At 71.0% G+C, this 20,753-nt stretch carries 19 protein-coding genes and 2 tRNA genes; 11 read left to right on the forward strand and 10 right to left on the reverse strand.

Annotated features, from left to right (window positions below; translation table 11 throughout):
- Positions 1 to 23: 23 nt before the first annotated feature.
- Entirely contained in the window at positions 24 to 428 is a 405-nt protein-coding gene (locus ACWER9_RS20295; protein WP_357358432.1) for a hypothetical protein, read from the reverse strand.
- 262 nt (positions 429 to 690) lie between these two features.
- Between ACWER9_RS20295 and ACWER9_RS20300 the strand changes: the two genes are divergently transcribed.
- The 4 genes from ACWER9_RS20300 to ACWER9_RS20315 all read left to right on the forward strand — a co-directional run bounded on the left by ACWER9_RS20300 (position 691) and on the right by ACWER9_RS20315 (position 4,575).
- A tRNA-Asn gene (locus ACWER9_RS20300) sits at positions 691 to 763 on the forward strand.
- A 267-nt stretch (positions 764 to 1,030) separates the two neighbouring features.
- Positions 1,031 to 3,148, forward strand: coding sequence for an MMPL family transporter (locus ACWER9_RS20305; protein WP_452303299.1), 2,118 nt, complete (start codon positions 1,031 to 1,033; stop codon positions 3,146 to 3,148).
- On the forward strand, positions 3,138 to 4,376 hold the full coding sequence (locus tag ACWER9_RS20310) for an FAD-dependent oxidoreductase (RefSeq protein ID WP_452303300.1): 1,239 nt from the start codon (positions 3,138 to 3,140) through the stop codon (positions 4,374 to 4,376). The genes ACWER9_RS20305 and ACWER9_RS20310 overlap by 11 nt, the downstream gene beginning before the upstream one ends.
- A 122-nt stretch (positions 4,377 to 4,498) precedes the next feature.
- A tRNA-Ile gene (locus ACWER9_RS20315) sits at positions 4,499 to 4,575 on the forward strand.
- Positions 4,576 to 5,052: 477 nt separating this feature from the next.
- Here the strand turns inward: ACWER9_RS20315 and ACWER9_RS20320 are convergent.
- A complete protein-coding gene (locus ACWER9_RS20320) occupies positions 5,053 to 5,481 on the reverse strand; it encodes a hypothetical protein (protein WP_452303301.1) in 429 nt (142 codons plus the stop codon).
- A gap of 104 nt (positions 5,482 to 5,585) precedes the next feature.
- Between ACWER9_RS20320 and ACWER9_RS20325 the strand changes: the two genes are divergently transcribed.
- Positions 5,586 to 6,188: a hypothetical protein gene (locus ACWER9_RS20325; RefSeq protein ID WP_452303302.1), complete on the forward strand. Its 603-nt coding sequence runs from the start codon at positions 5,586 to 5,588 to the stop codon at positions 6,186 to 6,188.
- 21 nt (positions 6,189 to 6,209) lie between these two features.
- On the opposite strand, the gene ACWER9_RS20330 is transcribed toward ACWER9_RS20325, so the two are convergent.
- From ACWER9_RS20330 to ACWER9_RS20340, 3 genes are all read right to left on the reverse strand, one after another.
- Positions 6,210 to 6,914, reverse strand: a complete 705-nt coding sequence (locus tag ACWER9_RS20330) for a TMEM175 family protein (RefSeq protein ID WP_452303303.1) — start codon at positions 6,912 to 6,914, stop codon at positions 6,210 to 6,212.
- 111 nt (positions 6,915 to 7,025) lie between these two features.
- A complete protein-coding gene (locus ACWER9_RS20335) occupies positions 7,026 to 7,481 on the reverse strand; it encodes a hypothetical protein (RefSeq protein ID WP_452303304.1) in 456 nt (151 codons plus the stop codon).
- 97 nt (positions 7,482 to 7,578) lie between these two features.
- A complete protein-coding gene (locus ACWER9_RS20340; RefSeq protein WP_452303305.1) occupies positions 7,579 to 8,016 on the reverse strand; it encodes a hypothetical protein in 438 nt (145 codons plus the stop codon).
- A 162-nt stretch (positions 8,017 to 8,178) separates the two neighbouring features.
- Between ACWER9_RS20340 and ACWER9_RS20345 the strand changes: the two genes are divergently transcribed.
- The 4 genes from ACWER9_RS20345 (at position 8,179) to ACWER9_RS20360 (ending at position 14,186) form a co-directional block, all read left to right on the forward strand.
- Positions 8,179 to 10,959, forward strand: a complete 2,781-nt coding sequence (locus ACWER9_RS20345) for a BTAD domain-containing putative transcriptional regulator (protein ID WP_452303306.1) — start codon at positions 8,179 to 8,181, stop codon at positions 10,957 to 10,959.
- Positions 10,960 to 11,047: 88 nt separating this feature from the next.
- Positions 11,048 to 11,767 carry a hypothetical protein gene (locus ACWER9_RS20350; protein WP_452303307.1) on the forward strand — a complete coding sequence of 240 codons (720 nt, stop codon included), beginning with the start codon at positions 11,048 to 11,050 and terminating at the stop codon, positions 11,765 to 11,767.
- Between the two features lie 43 nt (positions 11,768 to 11,810).
- Positions 11,811 to 12,698: a hypothetical protein gene (locus tag ACWER9_RS20355; protein WP_452303308.1), complete on the forward strand. Its 888-nt coding sequence runs from the start codon at positions 11,811 to 11,813 to the stop codon at positions 12,696 to 12,698.
- 270 nt (positions 12,699 to 12,968) lie between these two features.
- The gene (locus ACWER9_RS20360) at positions 12,969 to 14,186 is read left to right on the forward strand and encodes an Imm21 family immunity protein (RefSeq protein WP_452303309.1); all 1,218 of its coding nucleotides are present in this window, start codon (positions 12,969 to 12,971) and stop codon (positions 14,184 to 14,186) included.
- A gap of 131 nt (positions 14,187 to 14,317) precedes the next feature.
- On the opposite strand, the gene ACWER9_RS20365 is transcribed toward ACWER9_RS20360, so the two are convergent.
- Complete coding sequence (locus ACWER9_RS20365; protein ID WP_452303310.1) at positions 14,318 to 15,505, reverse strand: NAD(P)/FAD-dependent oxidoreductase; 1,188 nt, start codon at positions 15,503 to 15,505, stop codon at positions 14,318 to 14,320.
- An 82-nt stretch (positions 15,506 to 15,587) separates the two neighbouring features.
- A complete protein-coding gene (locus ACWER9_RS20370) occupies positions 15,588 to 16,532 on the reverse strand; it encodes an RNA polymerase sigma-70 factor (RefSeq protein ID WP_452303311.1) in 945 nt (314 codons plus the stop codon).
- Positions 16,533 to 16,589: 57 nt separating this feature from the next.
- Between ACWER9_RS20370 and ACWER9_RS20375 the strand changes: the two genes are divergently transcribed.
- Positions 16,590 to 17,183, forward strand: a complete 594-nt coding sequence (locus tag ACWER9_RS20375; protein WP_452303312.1) for an HD domain-containing protein — start codon at positions 16,590 to 16,592, stop codon at positions 17,181 to 17,183.
- Here ACWER9_RS20375 and ACWER9_RS20380 read toward each other — a convergent pair.
- The 3 genes from ACWER9_RS20380 to ACWER9_RS20390 all read right to left on the reverse strand — a co-directional run bounded on the left by ACWER9_RS20380 (position 17,068) and on the right by ACWER9_RS20390 (position 19,341).
- On the reverse strand, positions 17,068 to 18,318 hold the full coding sequence (locus ACWER9_RS20380; RefSeq protein ID WP_452303313.1) for an MFS transporter: 1,251 nt from the start codon (positions 18,316 to 18,318) through the stop codon (positions 17,068 to 17,070). The two genes, ACWER9_RS20375 and ACWER9_RS20380, sit on opposite strands and share 116 nt — an antisense overlap.
- A 75-nt stretch (positions 18,319 to 18,393) precedes the next feature.
- Positions 18,394 to 18,873: a hypothetical protein gene (locus ACWER9_RS20385; protein ID WP_452303314.1), complete on the reverse strand. Its 480-nt coding sequence runs from the start codon at positions 18,871 to 18,873 to the stop codon at positions 18,394 to 18,396.
- Between the two features lie 9 nt (positions 18,874 to 18,882).
- Positions 18,883 to 19,341, reverse strand: coding sequence for an N-acetyltransferase family protein (locus ACWER9_RS20390; RefSeq protein ID WP_452303315.1), 459 nt, complete (start codon positions 19,339 to 19,341; stop codon positions 18,883 to 18,885).
- Positions 19,342 to 19,525: 184 nt separating this feature from the next.
- Here ACWER9_RS20390 and ACWER9_RS20395 point away from each other — a divergent pair, with 184 nt between their 5' ends.
- Entirely contained in the window at positions 19,526 to 20,545 is a 1,020-nt protein-coding gene (locus ACWER9_RS20395; protein WP_452303316.1) for an aldo/keto reductase, read from the forward strand.
- The last annotated feature ends 208 nt before the right edge of the window (positions 20,546 to 20,753 follow it).

Genomic DNA, 20,753 nt, shown 5'->3' on the forward strand with positions numbered 1-20,753 from the left:
CCGGCCCGTCGACGTGCGATTGGTCAGAGCGTGCTGGCGTTCGTGCCCGAGCCGGACGGCTTGGTGCGGGGGTTGGTGGACGACGGCGACCCGGAGGTCGTGCCGACCGTGCTGGTGCCCGCCTTGGCGCCCACGGTGGCGGGCGTGCCGGCGAACGCGTCGTCGGCGGCGGTCAACTCCTGCGTGCCGGTGCTGCCGTTGCCGGTGCCCAGCTTCTCGCCCAGTTTGGTCTGGCCGAGCTTGTCCTTACCCTCGCTGTAGAGCTTGGTGGCCTGGGCCTGCGCGACCCCGGCCGCCTCCTGGACGGTCGGGTGGTCGAGCACCTTGCGGCCCCGGACCACGAGCTCTTCGTACTTCTCCCGGCCGGCACGGGCGCCCAGGACGAATCCCGCAGCCAGCCCGCCAAGAAACATGATCTTTCCGCGCATGGCGGCTCCTTCCGTACCTGACGCGCCGTCGCCCCGGCGAGTTGCCCCGTCGGAAGGCGACCTGTTCGCGCCTGCGTCCTCTGTCCGCAGCTAACTACCCATCCTGCTCTCCGCTCAAGCATGCTTGTGCCAGGATGGCGATTTACCCCGTTTGTCGATGCGCGGGTGGGGAGGGAACCCACTGGACCAACCCCGGGGAAAGTCCTGTACTCTTGTCCCGTCGCACGGCGTCGGGGGAGATCCGAAGCCGCGCGGAGCACGATCCCCTGTAGCTCAATTGGCAGAGCAGCCGGCTGTTAACCGGCAGGTTATTGGTTCGAGTCCAATCGGGGGAGCTTCTCCACCCAACGCCCGTCGGCCCAAGGCCGGCGGGCGTTCGTCGTATCCGCCCCCGCCCCCGCCCCCGGCGTCGATCATGGAGTCGTGGTGCCGGTTGTGTGGCGCTATGCGGCCTTCGTCCGCCACCACAACTCCATGATCGACGAGGGCGGGACGTCTGCTGCCGGCGGGATGCCGGATTCGCACTGGCTTGAGTGGTTTCGGCGGCAGGATGGGCGATGTTGACTCGCGTTCAGTGCGTCGGATCCATGGAGTGAGGGCGGATGTCCAGACGAGGCGGCAAGGCCACGCTGATCGCGGTGGCGGTCGTGCTGGCCTGGTTGGTGATCGGCGGCGTGTCCGGCCCGTACGCGGGGCGACTCAGCGAGGTCGCCACCAACGACAACGCCGCGTTCCTGCCCACCGACGCCGAGGCGACCCGCGCCCAGGACCTCGCCGGCGAGTTCGTGGACCGGCAGACGATCCCCGCCGTGGTCGTCTACGAGCGGAAGGCCGGCATCACCGACGCCGACCGGCAACGGGTGAGCGCCGACGTCGCCCGCTTCGCCCAGATCCCCGGCGTGGTCACCCCGCTGCCCCCACCCATACCGAGCGCCGACGGCCAGGCACTCCAGGTCGTCGTACCCGTCGACGACGCCGAGGGCGAGGAGATCGGCACCGTCGTCGAGCACCTGCGCGACATCACCGGCGGCGACCGGGACGGCCTCACCGTGGACGTCTCCGGCCCGGCCGGCCTGCTCGCCGACCTGATCGAGGTCTTCTCCGCAATCGACGGGCCACTGCTGCTCGTCACCCTGGTCGTGGTGCTCGTCATCCTGCTTGTCGTCTACCGCAGCCCGGTCCTCTGGATCTTCCCGTTGCTCGCCGCCGGGATGTCGTACGCCCTCGCCTCGGTCTTCGTCTACCTGTTGGCCGAAGCGGGCGTGGTCAAGCTCAACGGGCAGGCCCAGGGCATCCTCACCGTGCTGGTCTTCGGTGCGGGCACCGACTACGCGCTGCTGCTGATCGCCCGCTACCGGGAGGAGCTGCACCGGCACGACCGCCCGTGGGACGCCATGAAGACCGCCTGGAAGGGTGCCGCACCGGCCATCATCGCCTCCGGTGGCACGGTCATCGTCAGCCTGCTCTGCCTGCTGCTGTCCAGCCTCAACTCCAACCGGGCGCTCGGCCCGGTCGCCGCCATCGGCATCGCCGCGACCCTGCTGGTGATGCTCACCTTCCTGCCCGCGCTGTTGGTGCTCGGCGGGCGGTGGGCGTTCTGGCCCCGACGGCCCCGCGCCGACCAGGCCGACCCGCGGGCCGAACACGGCATCTGGAGTCGCGTCGCCGGCTTCGTGGCCCGGCACGCCCGCCCGATCTGGCTGAGCACCGCCGTCGTACTGGCCCTGCTGACCCTCGGCCTCACCCAGCTCGGCGCCACCACCCTCGGCCAGTCCGACCTCTTCACCCAGCGCACCGACTCCGTCGACGGCCAGGAAGTGATCTCCCGGCACTACCCGGCGGGCACCGGCAGCCCGGCCACCATCTTCACCACCGAACAGACCGCCCGACAGGTCGCCCAGGTGGCGAAGGACGTGCCCGGCGTCGCCGACGTCCGCCCCCTGACGGCCGGCCCGCAGACCGGCCCACCCCAGGAGGACGCCGCTCCGAAGGTCGTCGACGGCCGGGTGCAGCTGGAGGCGACCCTCACCGATCCACCGGACAGCGACCGCGCCGAGCGGACCATCCGCGAGCTGCGGGTGGCCGTACACCGGGTGCCCGGCGCGGACGCGGTCGTCGGCGGCTTCACCGCGATCAACGTGGACACCTCGGACGCCGCGAAGCGCGACCAGAACGTCATCATCCCGGTGGTGCTCGTGGTCATCGCGGTCATCCTGGCCCTGCTGCTGCGCGCGCTGCTCGCCCCGCTGCTGCTGATCGCCACCGTGCTGCTCAGCTTCGCGGCGACCCTCGGCCTCTGCGCGCTGCTGTTCCGGTACGTCTTCGACTTCCCCGGCGTGGACTCGTCGTTCCCGCTGTTCGCGTTCGTCTTCCTGGTCGCGCTCGGCATCGACTACAACATCTTCCTGATGAGCCGGGTTCGCGAGGAATCGGTCAAGCGCGGCACCCGCGCCGGGGTGCTCGCCGGTCTCGCCGTCACCGGCGGGGTGATCACCTCAGCCGGCATCGTGCTCGCCGCGACGTTCTCCGCCCTCGCCGTCCTGCCGCTCGTGGTGCTCGTCGAGTTGGGTACGGCCGTCGCGATCGGGGTACTTATCGACACCATCATCGTCCGGTCGCTGCTGGTGCCCGCACTCGCGTACGACATCGGGCCGAAGATCTGGTGGCCGGGCCGGTTGTCCCGGACGAACGGTGAGCGGGAGGCGCGCGGTGCTGGCTGAAACCGATGTGGTCATCGTCGGCGGCGGCCTGGCCGGCCTCGCCGCCGCCCGCCGGCTGCACCGCGCCGGCGTGCCCTGGCGGCTTGTGGAGGCCGGGGGTCGGCTCGGCGGCCGGGTCGCCACCGACGTGGTCGACGGTCACCTCATCGACCGGGGCTTCCAGGTGCTCAACACCGCCTACCCCCGGCTCGGCACGCTGCTCGACGCCGACACGCTCGACCTCGGGTACTTCACCTCCGGCGTGCTGGTCCGCAAGGGCGACAACCTGGTGCGGCTGGTCAACCCGGTACGCGAGCCGACCGGCGGGCCCGGCACCGCGCTCGCCGGGGTCGGCTCGCTGCTCGACCGGCTGCGCTTCGCCGCGCTCGCCACCGGCTGCGCCACCCTGCCCGCGTCCCGACTGCTCGCCGCGCCGGAGACCAGCACCGAAACGGCGCTGCGCCGGGCCGGTCTCTCCGACGCCATCATCGAGGAGCTGCTGCGACCGTTCCTGTCCGGCGTGTTCGTCGACCGGGAACTCTCCACCTCCAGCCACGTGTTCGCGATGGTGCTGCGCTCCTTCGCCCGCGGCCGGATCGGCCTGCCCGCCGAAGGAATGGCCGCGCTGCCCCGGGCCATCGCCGCGCCGCTGCCCGCGGACCTGCTCGACCTGGACACCCCGGTCACGGAGGTCGCCCCGGGCCGGGTCCGCACCCAGGCCGGCGACATCCGCTGCCGGGCCGTCGTGGTCGCCGTCGACCCACCCGCCGCGTCCGCGCTGCTGCCAGCCCTGGCGACGGTACGCATGCACAGCTACACCACCTACTACCACAGCGCGCCCGAGCCGCCGCTCAACGAGCCGATCCTGCTCGTCGACGGCGACCGACGCGAACTCGTGGCGAACACGGTGGTGCTCAGCAACGCCGCCGCGACGTACGCGCCCGCCGGACGGCACCTGATCGCCACGTCGGTGGTCGGCCCGACCGCCCCACCGGAGCCGACCATCCGGGCCGAGTTGACCCGGCTGTACGGCCACTCCACCGCCGACTGGACCCACCTCACCACGGTTGCCGTGCCGAAGGCTCTCCCCGCCGCGCCACCCCCGCAGGACCGGCTGCGCAAGCCGGTGGCGCTGGGCGAGGGCCTGTTCGTGGCCGGTGACCATCGGGACAGCCCATCGATCCAGGGCGCTCTCACCAGTGGCTGGCGCGCCGCCGGCGCCGTACTTGACGAGCTGCGCGCCGGCTGATCGTCGTACCCGAGCACGCTGTTATATTCCTGTAGCCCATCGTGCTGGCGCAGGCGTGGGCACCAGGCCGGCTCGGTGCTGGCTGCTGACCGCCGAGCGGGATAAGATCCGGCGCGGTGTTCGGGGCGGTAGCTCAGCCGGTTAGAGCAGGGGACTCATAATCCCTCGGTCGCGGGTTCGAGCCCCGCCCGCCCCACCAAACGTTCCCTCTGGTCAGCCGGGCCTGTCGACGACCCGAAGTCATGAGCGAAAGCGGATCCCAGGCGGCAGGCTTCTCTTCGTGAGGTCGCTCGTGAGCAAGACTTCTCGCTTCACCGGCCGTTCTGATGGCACCCGAGCACTTCCGGGGGAGAGCGCTGGAGAGCTGACAGGCCAGCGAGAGCGGGGAGGCCCTGGGGGTAGTGCCGCATGATTGTCGAGCCCTGCCCGCGCTCAGTAGGCCATCGACACGCTGCCTCCACTGGTCCCACTGCGAGATCCGACTGCTCGTGCCACCAATCTAGGGTCCGGCCGGCTCAGCAGGCCGGGCGCCGTCGGTCACGTCTGTCAGGGCCGATGCGGTGGTGAGCGGTATACCTCAGAGTCATATTCATACCTCTGAGGTATCGAGTTCTTCGGCAGATCGACCTCCCGGCCGGTCGAGCGCACGGTGAAGCCGCCACGTCACGAAGGGGCCTTAGTCGTCCTGGGATGGGAGATCGACGTACTTGCCAAACGGCTCGACGGACCCGTCCCAACCATTCCACCCCTGCTGGGTCATCTGTCCGTCGGCGTAGACGTAGGACCAACGAGCGCCGTCTTCGCCTTCGATGTGGACCACCCCCGAGCGCACGAATGGCGCGATCGCGACGTAGAAGGCCATGGCCTGGTACGACCACTTGGGGTCGCCCTCGTCGTCATGGTCGAACTCGATCCAGTCTCCGTCACGGGCTATGGATGCTCTGGCCTCGCACGCTAGGTCGACGAGCGTGTCATCCGACGGAGACGCATCGGGCTTGTACCAACCCGCGTGTTCGGCCATCGCGGCCTTGGCGGCGGCGGTCGCCGCGATGTCGTCCGACTCCGGTAGGTGCAGACGGCCTGACGGCCACACCGAATATCCCACGGCGGGCATCTTACGACCGTCGATGTCCAGAACGCCAAAGGCAATGCCGAGTGGCAGGTGCGTGCGATGATCAGCGCGAGAGCCACGTGGCGGAAGGAAAGAGCGTGACCGATCCGCAGCACGGCTCCGGACGGCGGGAGCCGTTCTGGCAGACGATGACCGGGATGCTCACCGCCATCGCAGCCCTGATCACCGCGATCGTCGGTGCCGCAGCCTTCGTCCACCAGATTGGCGGCTTCGGCGCGGACGGCGGTCACCAGGTGGCCACCACGCCTTCCGTCGCCCTCGACCCGGCCGGAACGGCCGGCGCCCAGGCAACGCCAACGCGTGTCGCTCCGGTGGAAGGCGCGGGCGCGGGTCCGTACGAACTGCTCTTCACCAACAACGGTGTCGACCTCGACGCGGACCCACCGAAGGTCGCCGCGGGCCCGGACCCGAGCATCGACATCTACGACGCCGGCGCATTGCTGAAGAGTTACCCGGCCTGGCCCGGTCTGGCGAAGTGGGACCAGCCCGGCACGCCGCAGCGGCAGGACTGCCTTTCGCTGCTCAACAGCTTCCCGACGACCGACTCCCGATTCGTCAAGGGAAGCCGATACTGCGTCCGCACGCAGGGCGATCTGCACGTCGCAGTCGTCGAGTTCGTCCAGCCGATGAGCGGCGCGTGGAAGATTCGGGTGACGGTCTGGCCCGGCGCGGCGAGCTGACACCCAGCGCCGGTCTGCCGGCTACCGGTCACCGTGGCTCTGCTCGCGGGTGCGCTTGATGCTTGCAATCTCGCCTTTGATCGGCAGCCAGTAGAAGGGGATGAACGCGGTGACCACCACGAGGCCCACGACCGGATGAAGGGCGCCCAGCGCGGTCCCGGCGACGATCCAGAACGGCGCGGGGCGGAAACGTCTGCTGATCGCCCAGGCGGTGTCGTTGTCGGTGGTGGAGGTCAACAGGCGGCGTCCATACCTGGCGTACTCCCAGATCACGTTGAAGAGAATGGCGGCCACCACGTACGTGGCCCCGTAGAAGATGAGTGCGGTGCGTTGGCCGTGGCCGGACTCGAAGGCGTGGGCCAGGAGGGACGAGGCGAACGGCAGGAACGCGATCACCATCAGCAGCATGGTGTTGAGCAGGAGCAGCAGCCGGTCGGCGGACCGGATGTGGTCGAACATGACGTGGTGATTCACCCACATCTGCCCGATCAGCAGAAAGGTGATGGCGTACGCCACGTATGAGGGCCACAGCTCGACGAGGCCGCGGAGCAGGTGTTCGGTGTCCTCCGGCGGCTGGATCTCCAGGACGAGCAGGGTGACCGCGATGGCGATGACCGCGTCGCTGAAGGTGACAAGTCGCTTCGGATCTCGTTCCGCACCGATCGGGTTGCTGGTTCTGGTGGTGGCCGTCGCGGAGGTGCCGCGGCCCGCGCGGAACCAGCCCATGAGCTCCTCCAACGGTGAGCGGCCTTCCGGTGGCGCGGGTTCCCGCCGCCGCCCGAACCAAACCGCCGGGGACCCGCCGGCGACGATCAAGCAGAGGCGAAACTGCCGGCCTCAGCCGATGTGCAGCAGCAACACCTGGTCGTCGCGGAGGTCGGAGATGCTGTCGCGCAGCAGCCCCAGCCCGTCCAGCCCGGCCGTGCCGCTCTCCTCGAAGTCCATCCCCATCTCCTCGAAGTGCGCGGCCAACTCCTCCGCGCGGTGCTCGGCGGGATCGAGCTGGTCCAGTAACCGCTGCGGGGCGGGAGTGACGAGGACGGTCAGACCGTAAGCACCGTTGATGGCCTCCGACTCGGCATGGAAGGCCGACCGCTCCAGGTCGATGCCGTGCTCCTGGAGATAGGTCAGGACGTACAGCAGGCAGTAGCCGGACCAGTCGTACTCCCTCCGGACTCTGCTCCCGTGTTCGGCCAGGTACGAGTGGAGCGACGACGGTGCCGTGCGGGCCAGGTGGGCCAGGTGAGGGATGCTGTCCCTGGGGACCAGGGTCAAGGATGCGATCGCAGACACCACGGTCTCCCTCGTACGACTCGGCCGGTACCGCCTCCGGTCGTCGGCAGGCTACTCGGTGACCGGGTCGCGGGCCGTCCCGGTCGACGTGGCGCGTTCACCGATCCCTCAGCCGCTGCCGCCACCACGCCTGCGCGTGCCAGGAACTCAGCTCGGCAGCTCGGGGGTCCGGCAGGGTCTTGCGGAGAAACTCCTCGTCCAACGGGTCGACGACACGCTGCAACTCGCGACGGGCCCTCGCTGGCAGTCGGCGCAGCGCATCGCCCAGGACGTCCCGGTGCTCCACCACATCGCCGCAACCCGGGCATGAGCAGTAGTCCGGAGACAGATCCAGCCACCGCCCCGACTGCCTGATCGCACGGCGATAGCCGTCCAGCGCGGTTTTCAGCGACCAAAGGCCGGGATGCCTGCGTTCGAGCCGGACAATGGCCGCGTTGGCACCGATCGACAGGCCGTCGATGAAGCGGATCCTGTCGGCGTTCCGACTGGCCGACCTCGACAGGGCGCGTAGCGCGCCGGGGGACCTACGCGCCATGGACCTTTCGGGGCTGCATCATGACGGGAACCCTGCCACACCACCGTCATCGCCTGCCACCGTATTCGTGCGCACCGGGTCGAGCGCCAGGCTGGCCGCACGTGTCCAGTGCGCGACGAACCGACCGAGGTCGCTGGGCTGGAGACTTAGCCTGAGCCGGTGATGTCGACGGCTGCCTCGGGCGTACGGGTCAGGCTGCTCGGGCCGGTGGAGGTGGTCGTCGCCGGCCGACCGCAGGCGGTCAACGGCCTGCGCCGCAAGGCGGTGCTGGCGACGTTGGCGCTGCACGCGGGCCGGGTGGTAAGCGTCGACCGGCTCATCGACGTGGTCTGGGGCGACCAGCTACCGGCCACCGCGGCGAACACGCTGCAACGCCACATCTCCTACCTGCGCGGAGTGCTCGGCGAGCCGGGGACGATCGTGGCACGCCCGCCCGGTTATCTGCTCGACACCGGGCCAGACTCGACAGATGTCCAGGCCGCCGAGCGCCTCATCGAGCTGGCCCGGCGGTCGACGGACCACAACGAGCAGGTGAAGCACCTGACGGCCGCGGTGGCGCTGTGGCGGGGTCCACCGCTTGCCGACGTGGCCGGGTCGGCCTGGCTGGAGGAGCAGGCGGAGCACCTGGCGCGCCTGCGGTTGGAGGCCGAACGGTCGCTCGCCGACGCCAGGTTGTCCGTCGGTGAGCACGCCGGGCTCGTACCCGGTCTGGAACGGCTCGTCCGACAGCACCCCTTCGACGAGCACCTGCACGCGCAGCTGATGCTCGCCCTGTACCGCGACGGCCGACAGGGCGACGCGGTCGCCACCTACCGACGGTTGCGCGACAACCTGCGGGACAACCTCGGCATCGACCCGGGGCCGCGGCTCCGCGACCTGGAGTGCGCCATCCTGCGCCAGGACACCGCCATCGCCGCGCCCGCGCTGGCGGGGCCGGCTGCGGCGGCACCTGTCGCGGCGCAACTGCCTCCTCCCGTACCCACGTTCGCCGGACGTGACGCGGAGCTCGCCACCCTCGACACGCTCGTCGACCGGGGCGGCGCCGTCGTGGTGTCCGGGACGGCAGGTGTCGGCAAGACCGCGCTCGCCGTGCACTGGGCGCACCGGGTGGCCGAGCGCTTCCCCGACGGGCAGCTCTACGTCAACCTGCGCGGCTTCGACCCGGCGGCCGCACCCACCGAGCCGGCGCGAGCGCTGCACGGCTTCCTGGAGGCGCTCGGCGTCCCGGCGGCGCGGATGCCCAGCGACCCGGACACGATGGTGAGCCTGTACCGCACGACGCTGGCGGGCAAGCGACTGCTCGTGGTGCTGGACAACGCCCGCGACGCCGAACAGGTCCGGCCGTTGCTGCCCGGCTCACCGGAGTGCCTCGCCATCGTCACCAGTCGCGACCAGCTCATCCCGCTCGTCGTCACCGAGAGCGCCCAACCGGTGCCCCTGGCCCTGCTGAGCCCCGGCGAAGCCCGCGACATGCTTGTCCGCCGGCTCGGGGCGGGTCAGGTCGCCGCCGAACCCGGCGCGGCCGACACCATCGCCGACCGCTGCGCGCGGCTGCCCATCGCCCTGGCGATCGTGGCGGCCAGAGCCGCCACCAACCGGCAGTTCTCGTTGGCCGCCGTCGCCGGCGAGCTGGGCGACCTGGACGCCTTCCACGGTGGCGACGAGGCCACCGACGTCCGGGCGGTCTTCTCCTGGTCGTGCCGGACGCTCAGCCCACCGGCGGCCCGGCTGTTCCGGCTGCTGAGCCTGCACCCTGGTCCGGATGTCTCGGCCCCGGCCGTGGCCAGCCTGGCCGGCGTCGACGGGCCGGCGATCGGCCCTCTCCTCACCGAGCTGACCCGGGCGAACCTCTTCACCGAGCACACGTACGGGCGCTACGCGTTCCACGACCTGCTGCGCGCGTACGCCACCGACCTCGCCGACGAGGCGGAGCCGCCGGCCGAGCGCCGTGCCGCCGTCCACCGGCTGCTCGACCACTGCCTGCACACCGCCCACGCCGCCGATCTCGCACTGCACCCGCACTTCAGCGCGATCAGCCTCCCGCCGCCTCGGGCGGGCGTGACGGCGGAACGCCCCAGGAGCCGGTCGGCCGCCACGGCATGGTTCACCGTCGAGGTCCCCGTCCTGCTCGCCGCAGTGCCGCTCGCGGCGCGCTCCGGGTTCGAGGGACACGCCTGGCGGCTCGCCTGGACCCTGGCCGGTTTCCTGCACCGGCAGGGGCACTGGCAGGACTGGCTGGGCACGCAGCAGATAGCCCTGGCTGCCGCGTCCCGCATCGGGGACCGGACGGGGCAGGGCCACGCACACCGCAGCCTCGGTCTCGCCTGCTCCCGCCTGCGACGGTACGACGAGGCCGACGACCACCTGCGGCGCGCGTTCGACCTGTTCACCGACGTCGGTGACGACGCCGGCCGGGCACACACCTGCCTCAACCTCGGTCAGCTGGCCGAGCGGCAGGGGCAGCACCAGCAGGCGCTGCGCCATTCCCGGCAGGCGCTGGCGCTGTTCCGGGGGACCGGGAACCGGGCCGGGCAGGGGTACACCCTCAACGCGGTCGGCTGGCAGGAAGCGTTGCTCGGCAACTACCACAGTGCCCTCGACTCGTGCGGCGAGGCGCTGCGCATGTTGCAGGAGGTCGACGACGTCCAGGGACAGGCCGACACCTGGGACAGCCTCGGCCACGCCCACCACCAGCTCGGGGACGACCGGCGCGCGATCGCCTGCTACGAGCACGCGCTCGAACTCTTCACCCAGGTCAACGACAGGTACGCCGAAGCGAGCACGTACGTGAACCTCGGCGGGAGCCACCGGGCGCTCGACGACCTCACCGCCACCCGTGCCGCCTGGCGTCGAGCCCTGACCATCCTCGACGAACTCGGCGATGCCGACGCCGAGTCGATCCGCGTCGACCTCGAACAGCTCGACGCCACCCGGCTGCGCTGACCCTCTTTCAGCGCCGTTTCCGGGCCGCTTCAGCGCAGCCCGGCACTCTTCGGACACCAGTCTCTTCCGTTCAGGAATGGAGCGTCCGATGAGTCGTTTGGCACACCGCCTCGCGGTGGTCGGGGTGGTCAGCGCGACGGTGCTGACCATGTCCTCCGCCGCCGTGGCGCAGACCGAGAAGCCGCCGCGCAAGGGCGCCGACTGCGTGGTCCAGCACGTCGACGAGCGCGGCGGCGTCGTCCGTACCGAGACCGCGCCCGAGGGGCGGGAGTACGGTCCGTTCCGCTGCGCCGGCGGGACGTGGGCGTACGCCTGGGAGCCCTTCGGAGAGGACGACAGGATCACGGCCGACGCGATCCAGGTGGAGCCGTCAGGTGCCGTGTCGGTCCGGCGGTTCACCGGCCCCGCGCTCGGCAACGACCTCACGGTGGGCGAGATCGCCGGTATCGCCAGGGCTGTCAGCGGCAGCCCAGAGGTGTTCGTCGACCGCGCGATAGTCGCTGTCGACGACGGCAAGGAGCGGACGCCCGAACAGATCGCGGCGCTGTTGGCCGGCAAGGACGACACCGGGGTACGGGTGCTGGACATCATCGAGAAGCCGGATGCCGCGATGTCGACGAAGGACGTCATCGACGAGGCCGGCGGAACCCCGGAGACGACAGTCGTCTACTTCAGCCTCTGGGGCGCGATCAAGTCGGTGTTCGCCTGGATCGTGGACACGATCAACTATATCGGTGAGTGGATCGACGACCACTGCGAGTGGGGGTCCCCCAACACCGTGGGCGACATCGTCACGTGTCGCTGGTAGCCCGTTCCGACCCGCCGACTCCGATCACGGAAGTGAGGACAGCATGACAACTCTGCGGAACGTCACCAGGCGCGCCACGGTCGTCGCGGCCGCCCTGCTCGTCGGGCTGACCGCCTCGTACGCCCCGTCCCACGCCGCCGACAGCGAGGCCCGCACGACGATCACCGACCACCCCGGCGCCCCGGGGACCATGCTCCAACAGTTCGAGGACCTGACCGGCCGGCCCGTCGGCGACCTGGACACGGTGCTGGCCGTCGACACCGGCGGGCGGAAACTCACCCGCGACCAGCTCGAGGCGCTCGCCGCCGGCAAGGAGGTCGACGGTGTCACTGTCGTCGGCACGATCCCGGGTAGCCGGGACGTGCTCGGCACGACGATGGCCGACCTCGCCGACGGGGCGTACGACGGCAGGGGCGAGGGCGGGACGGCAACGTCCCTGCTCTTCGCCTCGTCCACCCCGGACGGGCGGGAGTGGTGCCTGACCATGTGCGTCGCGTCCGGCAAGTCCGTCTGGGAGTGCCTGCTGTCGCGCCGGACCGGTGAACTGGTTCTCACCCTCGACCTCCCCGGTGGCACCACGGTCGGCGGGACGAGGGCGGCCTTCGAGAAGGCGAATGGTGGCGTCGCCGTCGACGGCCCGTCAAGCGTGCAGACGCTTGTCGGCGAGGGAGAGCCCTCGGCGGACGAGATCAGGACGCTCCTCGACGGCAAGGACATCCCGTCGCTACGCCGGGTGGCGACAGTGGACCGACCGGACCCCGGGTGGGCGCTTGCCGACATCGCCGAGAAGTCAGGCGTCGTGTACGCGAAGACGAAGGCCCATATCTTCACCTTCACCCTGCCGTTTCTCGGCAAGTTCCTCGCGGTCTGCATCTCGCAGGACGACGGAAAGACCTGGAAGTGTTCGGCCCGGCAGTGGGGCGGGTTCTGACCGGACCGCACGGCTCGGCCGTCACCGTCGGTCATCGTCGTCGGGGCGGATGCGGTGTTGAGCGGTATACCTCAGGCGTTCTCGGGACCACCCCGTTGCCGCCGGTGGAGGCGGACCGCGATGCGGGGGGTCTGCCGGGCGACAGCCCGGCCACCCGGGTGACACGCTGACCCAGCGACGAGCGGCCGAGTCGTCCGAGGACGGCTCGGCCGCTCGCTGGCCTCTAGGATCGACAGCCTTGACGGCGACGACGGCAGGCGGGGGCGCACGATGACGACCGAGGCGGCACCGCCAACCGACTGGCTCGCCGACATCGCCGAGCGGGCCGAGGTCGTACTCGTCGACTTCGACGGCCCGATCTGCCGCCTGTTCGGCAGAAAGGCCGCGCCGCGCATCGCCGCCGACCTGCGTCAACTGATCCTCGACCGGGGCGTCGCCCTGCCCGACGAGCTGCGCGACGGGGACGACCCGCTGGAGCTGTTCCGCGCGACCGCCGTGCTCGCGCCCGACCTGGTCGGCGTCGTCGGTGCGGCACTTGCGGCGGCCGAGGTCGAGGCGTCGGCGTCGGCGGAGGCCACGATCGGGGCCTTCGACGTGGTCGCGGCGTGCCTGGAGACCGGGCGTCCCCTCGCCATCGTCAGCAACAACTCCGCCGCAGCCATCCGCGCCTACCTCGGGCGCCGCGACCGGGCCCGCTACTTCGCCGCCGTCATCGGCCGAGGTGAGCACCCCGACCTGCTGAAGCCCAACCTTGCGCCGGTGGTGCAGGCCCTGCGGGCGCTGAAGGTCGCACCCGGTGCCGCTGTGCTGGTCGGTGACTCGACCACCGACATCGCAGCCGCCCGAGCGGCAGGTGTCGCCTGCATCGGGTACGCGAACCGGCCCGGCAAGGCGGAACGCCTCGCCGCCGCCGGTGCCGACGCGATCGTGACCGACATGAGCGACCTGGCCGGCGTCCTCGCTCGTACGCGCAGGCCGGTCAGCGAGCTGCCGTGGGTCGACTCCGGCGGCGGGCCGCTCATCGTGGTGCCCACGTCGGCGCTCGGCGAGTGGAGGGGCGCGTCGGTGGACGACGACGACTCCTGGGGTGACTACGAGCGGGCCTGCCGGGTCGACGGTTACGTGGGAGTGCTGGAGGTCGGTGCCGACCAGGCGCTCGTTCTGGCCGACGAACCGGCCCCCACCACGTACCTGCCGGAGCGGCGGGTCTTCGTGCGGTGGCTCTACGCACCCTCCGAAGCGGAGGTCGTCCGCCTCATTCCCCGGGCACTCGAGATCGCCGACTGGGAGGACGCGGGCACCTGGACGACGAGTGGGCCGGCCGAGTTGTTCGACTCCGGCTACACCGGCGACGGGCTGGAGCACGCCACCCACCTCGCGGTGGACCTGCCTCGGGGCACGTACCTGATCCGCACCGCGTTCGTGCAACCGGACAGGAGCACGGCGCTGGTGCTGGTCCACCTGGTCGAGCAGACGCAGCCGGTCTGAGTGCTCCGAACAGGTCCGAATAGGCCACTGCGGGCGGGCCGCTCCCGGTGGGGTTCCGGCCCGCCCGACTGCCGACAGGTCCTCGCGTGCTCCGCAGCCAGTGCGACAGTCGGAGGCTGTCGCACGTCCGGTCAGGACACGTTCGCGCGGATCTCGGTCCGGGTCGCGACGATGCGGTGGCGGCGGACCGGGTAGAGGACCGGGTGCCGGAGGCTCCAGGCCGCGCCCGTGCAGACGAACTCCTTGTACCGGGCCGCCAGCTTCCCGGTCAGGAGGCCCGACCTGGCCCGGTCGTCGGCGGTGACGTACTGGATGATGCCGTCGCGGCGGCCGAGGCTGATGCACTGGTTGAAGTAGCGCAGCGGGGCCTTGGGGAACGTCGCCCGGCCGGTCAGCCGCGCGGCGATGGCGTCGGCGGCCTGCCAGGCCATCGGGATGCCCGAGGCACAGGACATCCGTAGTGGCTTGCCGCCGGGTCCGTCGGCGATCGCGGCGTCGCCCACCGCGTACACCTCGGGGTGTGAGACCGACCGCATGGTGTCGTCGACGATGATCTGCCCGGTCTCCGCGACCGCGAGGGTCGTCGCGGCGGCGATGGGGTGCACGGCGAAGCCGGTCGTCCACACGGTCACCTGGGCCGGGATCTCCCGACCGTCGGAGGTGACCGCGCCGCTCGCCTCCACCCGCGCGATGTCGGCGTGCTCGTGCACGGTGATGCCGAGCCGGTCGCAGACGCCCCGCAGGTGCTGCTGCGCCTTGCCGTTGAGCCAGTCGCCGAGACCACCGCGGGCGGCGAGCGCGACGTCGAGGTCCGGCCGGGCTTCCGCGATCTCGGTGACCGCTTCGAGGCCGGTGAGGCCCCCGCCGACGACGAGCACGGTCCCGCCGGCCGCGAGGTGGGCGAGGCGGTCGCGCAACCGCAGCGCCGAGGGCCTGCCGGAGATGTCGTACGCGTGCGCGGTGACCCCCGGGACTCCATGGTCCGCGGCAGCGCTACCCAGGGCGTAGACGAGCGTGTCGTAGGTGATCTCGTCGGTGCCGTGGTCGCCGGCGAGCGCGACGGTCCTGCGGTCGACGTCGACGGCGGTGACCCGCGCCACCCGAGGCGTGACGCCGGTGCCGGCGTAGACCTCGCCGAGTGGACGTGGAGGGAGGTCCTGTCCGGTGGCGAGTTGGTGCATGCGGACCCGCTCGACGAAATCCGCGTCGGCGTTGACGAGAGTGATCTCGGTGTCGTCCGGGTGCAGCCGCTTGGCGAGACGCCCGGCGGCCATGGCTCCGGCGTACCCCGCTCCGAGGACGACGATGCGGTGCTTCATGGTGGCACTCCTGTCTCGGTGGTGGTCGCTTCCTGAACCGGGCAGCGACGCGATTCCTGACAGGGCGCGGCTATGAGCTGGATCACCAGACGTGGAGGGTGGGTTCCTCGTGCTCGGAGGCGGCCCACTGCCGGGTGGCGCGGGCGAGCTTGTCGGGGTTGACCTGGTTGTGGATGGCCGCGACGCCCTCCGGCGTGACCTCCAGGGACATCACGCCGATGACCCGGTCGTCGATCACGACGACCACCGCCGGAGCGCCGTTTGCGGTGGCGACGTGCGCGGCCGGGCTGCCACCGACCAGGTCCCGTTTGACGTCGGCCGGCTTGAACAGGCCCCGTAGGAACTTCGCCACCGCGAGTGCGCCGACGATCGGCGCGGACCGGGCCGGGATCTTGCCGCCACCGTCGGCGGTGCTCGTCGCGTCGTCGGTCAGCAACTCCACGAGCCGCTGGATCTCGCCATTGTTCGCCGCCGCGAGGAACTCCGCGACGATCTTCCGCGCGGCGGCCCGGTCGACCTCCGTGCGGGCCCGTTCGGCGGCGACGTGCTGCTTGGCCCGCCGATAGGTCTGCTGACAGTTCGACTCGGTGATGCCGAGGATCTCGGCGATCTCGCCGTGCGAGTAGCCGAAGGCCTCCCGCAGCACGTACACGGCGCGCTCGTTCGGCGACAAGCGCTCCAGCAGGGTGAGCACCGCCATCGAGACCGACTCGCGCTGCTCGGCGGTGTCGAGCGGGCCGAGCATCCGGTCCCCGGCGAGGACCGGCTCGGGCAGCCAGGTGCCCACATAGGTCTCCCGCCGGGCCCGCGCCGACGTCAGCTGGTTGAGGCACACGTTGGTGAGGACCTTCGTCAGCCACGCCTCGGGGGTCTCGACGTGCTCCCGGTCGGCGCCCTGCCAGCGCAGGAAGGTGTCCTGGACGGCGTCCTCCGCGTCGCTTGCCGAGCCCAGCAGGCGGTAGGCGATCGCCTCCAGGCGGGCCCTGGAGCGCTCGAACACCTCGACCTCGTCCGGACTGAGCGGCATGACTAGACAGTATCCAGGCGCACGGCCGTCGAGCGCGGTGGTCGTACTCTTGCTGCGGTGACCTCCGATTCGCTGCGCCGCGCCCTCACCGCACCCGCGGACCCGCCGCTACGGCCGCTGCCCGACCGGGTCGTCGCCCTGCTGGAGACCCTGCACGCGCCGCCGCGCCTCGCCGCTCACCTGCGGGCCGTGCACGACGTGGCCGCCCAGCTCACCGACGCGATGGCGCACCGGTTTCCGCACCTTCCGTTCGACCGTGAGGCGGTGCTCTTCGGCGCTGCCACCCATGACATCGGCAAGGTTCGGCATCCGGAGGAGTTGTCCGGCCCCGGGTCCGCGCACGAGCCCGCCGGCTACGAACTGCTGCTCCAACACGGCGTTGCGGAGTCGTCGGCCCGGTTCGCGCGTAACCACGCGTCCTGGCACCAGGGCGGCATCGATGTCGACGACCTGCTTGTCAGCCTGGCCGACAAGGTGTGGAAGGGCAAGCGGGTCACCGACCTGGAGGAGTTGCTTGTGGACCGGTTGGCCGACGTCACCGGCCGCGAGCGGTGGTCGGTCTTCCTCGACCTGGACGACATTCTCGACCGGATCGCCGCCGACGCGGACCGCCGACTGGCCTTCCAGGCAACCCATCCGGTACGCGGCTGAACCCGGTCGCCACCGCTGCCGTCAGGCAGATCGCCGCGGCGGTGACGAGGGGCGGGCGGGCGCCGAGGTGGACGGCCGCGGAGCCGAGCGGGATCGCCGCGACGAGTGGTCCGAACATCGCGGTGTTCGCCGTTGCGGAGACCCGCCCCAGCAGCGCCGACGGCGTGTGGGTCTGCACGGCGGTCACCGCCGCGACAAGGGTCCACGGCAGCCCGACGCCGGCCACCACCGCCCCGACGACCGTGGCCGGCCACCACGGCAGGCACCGTGCCAGGCAGCCGATCGCGAACAGCGCCGTCCCGGCGACACCGACGGTGACGGGACCCCGTGCCGCGATGATCCGGCCGACGATCAGACCACCGAGAATGGAACCGGCGCCCTGCGCGCTGGCAAGCACACCCAGGAACGTCGTCGGCAGGCGCAGCTCGGTGACGACGACCGCGTAGATGCCCGCCGTGGTGAAGCCGGACATGGCTATCGACACCGCGGCGAGGACCACCGGCACCCCCGTGGCTCGCGCTTCGAACAGGACCACGAATCCGGTACGCGGGCCGCTGCCGCGTTCGGTGGGCCGGTCGGTGGGCGTCCGGTTCAGGCGGAGTAGCGCGTACAGGGTGGCGACCAGGATCGGCATGGCCGCGCTGAGGGCGGCGACCGCATGGCCGCCCCGCCACGCGTAGAGGCCGGCACCGGCCAGGGGAGCGACGAGCTTCATGCCCTCCTGGGCGCTGGAGCGCCACCCGTTGACGTCGCCGAGTTCGGTCGGTGCCAGCGCCGACGGCAGGAGCGCCGTCTCGCCGGCGTCGATCAACACGTAGCTGAGACCGTAGGCGCACGATACGGCGAAGACGAGCCAGGTCTGCCCCGGGCCGCGAACCGCGAGGAGTGCCAGCAGGGCAGCGGCCAACATGAGGTTGACGGCGATGACCAGAGGTCGTCGGGGCGCTCGGTCGAGCAGACCGCCAAGCCACGGGCCGGCGAGCACCGGGGCGTACACGCAGAGCCCGGCCAGGGCCGCGAGGCTCGTGGACCCGGTGAGGTCCAGGATCCAGATGCCGGCGACCAGGGACATGGCACTGCTGCCGAAGCCGGACAGCAGGGAGATCGCCACGAACAGGCCCGCGTTGCGACGCATGAGCACTCCGGGGTGAGTCGAGGTGACTCACATCCTTGGCCTTGAGCGGGGAGCGGGCAATGCTGTGACGACCCGTCAACGGATTGTTGACAGGGCGGCGTCGATCGCGGTTGCGGCGGTTTGCGCGGGTGCGGGCAGTCGCTCGCCCGCATGTGCGAGATCGGCGGCGAGGTGCAGGGCCAACGCGTGCAGCGCGCCAGGGGTGGCGTCCAGCGCGGCGTCCACGGTGCTTCGCACCAGTGCCGCACGGGGAAATCGGCTGTCCCACCGCTGATCGGCGCTGATCCAGCGGCCGAGGTCGGCCACTGCTGTCCGCAGCGCCGCGACCTGTGGAGGCAGCCGGAGGTCGAGCTGCTGTCGACGCGACCACCGCGCCGCCACCAGCCGTTGTCGACGCTGCTCGGCGGCCTGCCGGCTGCCGAGGCCGAGGGCCGTGGCGATCTGCGCCCAGGTCGCGCCGTCGTGGCGCGCGCGGTCGATGATCTCCAGTTCCTGCTCGTCGAGCCGGGCGCGGGCAGCGCGCACGTTCGCCAACCGGGCCAGCTCCGACGTCATCTGTCAACGCTACATTGACACCCGGCCGGTCCCGGGTGTGCGGACCATGAACACGTCCACCGGATCCTCGCTGTCGAGCGTGAACCCGTGCCGCTCGTACAGCCGTCGGGCCGGGCTGCCGCGCAGCACGTTCAGCCGGACAAGCGTGCCGGCGCTGTCGCACCGATCCAGCAGGTCGCGCAGCACGGCAGTGCCGATGCCGCTGCCCTGTAGGTGGGGGGCCAGGTAGAAGTGCTCCAGCCAGTGGGCGTCCGCGGCGGGTCGCAGCGCCACGCAGCCGGCGAACCCGCCGCCCACCTCGACGACCCAGGTGTACGCCGGCGCGAAACCGTCCCGCAGGCGCTGCCGCACCCGCTGTGCGTCGTACCGCCCGAGCCGTTCGAGATCGGCCCGCAGCACCACCGCCCGTAGCTCGGCCACCGCCTCGACGTCCGCCATCGAGGCCGGCCGAAGCTCCCACTCCACCATGATCGAGAAGCTATCGCGGTCGCACTCCAGGGGATGGCCCAGCCTGCGGCGCCTGCCGTAACCCTCGTCACTTGGCATCCGGAACGCTGTTCCGTATCGTTCTTAGCGGAACATGGTTCCACTTGCTTCGGTTGTCAGAGCGGGTGGCGCAGTGCCACCTCACCCTTTCCGTGGAGGAACAGCCATGCGGTACCGCACACTGGGGCGCACCGGCGTCCAGGTCAGCACCCTCGCCCTCGGCGCGATGAACTTCGGCAAGCTGGGCCAGACCAGCCAGAGTGACGCGACGGCGATCGTCGACGCCGCGCTGGACGCCGGGATCAACCTGATCGACACCGCCGACATGTACAGCCAGGGCGAGTCCGAGGAGATGGTCGGGAAGGCCATCGCCGGCCGCCGTGACGACATCGTGCTGGCCACCAAGGCCGGCATGCCGATGGGCGACGAGCGCAACCAACGGGGCGGCTCGCGCCGCTGGCTGGTCACCGAGTTGGACAACAGCCTGCGCCGCCTCGGCGTCGACCACGTCGACCTCTACCAGATCCACAGGTGGGACCCGACCACCAGCGACGAGGAGACCCTCTCCGCGCTCAGCGACCTGCAACGGGCGGGGAAGATCCGCTACTTCGGCTCCTCGACCTTCCCCGCGTACCGCATCGTGCAGGCCGAGTGGGCCGCCCGGGAGCACCACCTGAGCCGTTACGTCACGGAGCAGCCCAGCTACTCGATCCTGCAACGAGGGATCGAGGCCCACGTCCTGCCCGTGACCGAGCAGTACGGGCTCGGTGTGCTCGCCTGGAGCCCGCTCGCCTCCGGCTGGCTCTCCGGCGCGATCCGTGCCGGCCGGGAGATCACCACCAGCCGCTCGGCGCTCCTGCCCGCCCGCTTCGACCTCAGCATCCCGGCCAACCAGGCCCGGCTCGACGCGGTCGAGCGGCTGGCCACCGTCGCCGACGAGGCGGGGCTCACCCTGATCCAGCTCGCACTCGGGTTCGTCACCGCGCACCCGGCGGTGACCAGCGCGATCATCGGCCCGCGCACCATCGACCACCTGCACTCGCAACTCGCCGCCGCGGACACCGTGCTCCCGGCCGACGTGCTGGACGCGATCGACGCGATCGTCGCACCGGGGGTCGACCTCGCCGCAGCCGAGAAGTTCGACACCCCGCCCGCCCTGCTCGACCCGGCGATGCGGCGTCGCTGAGCCTTCAGGTGCGGCGATCGGGACGGCGAGTGCGGTGGTCAAACCGTCTTGGTGATGTGGGGTGTCCCGCTGGACCTGCCGCCGTACTGCCCATCTCGCAGCCCTATCCTTGAGAGATCTTGGACAGTTTCCGTCCGCACAGGACGGAAACTGCCGCGGTTCACCCGGACCAGTGCGGTCGCGGACACGTACCTGCCGATCCGGGCGG

This window comes from Micromonospora sp. NPDC003944, assembly GCF_053605225.1.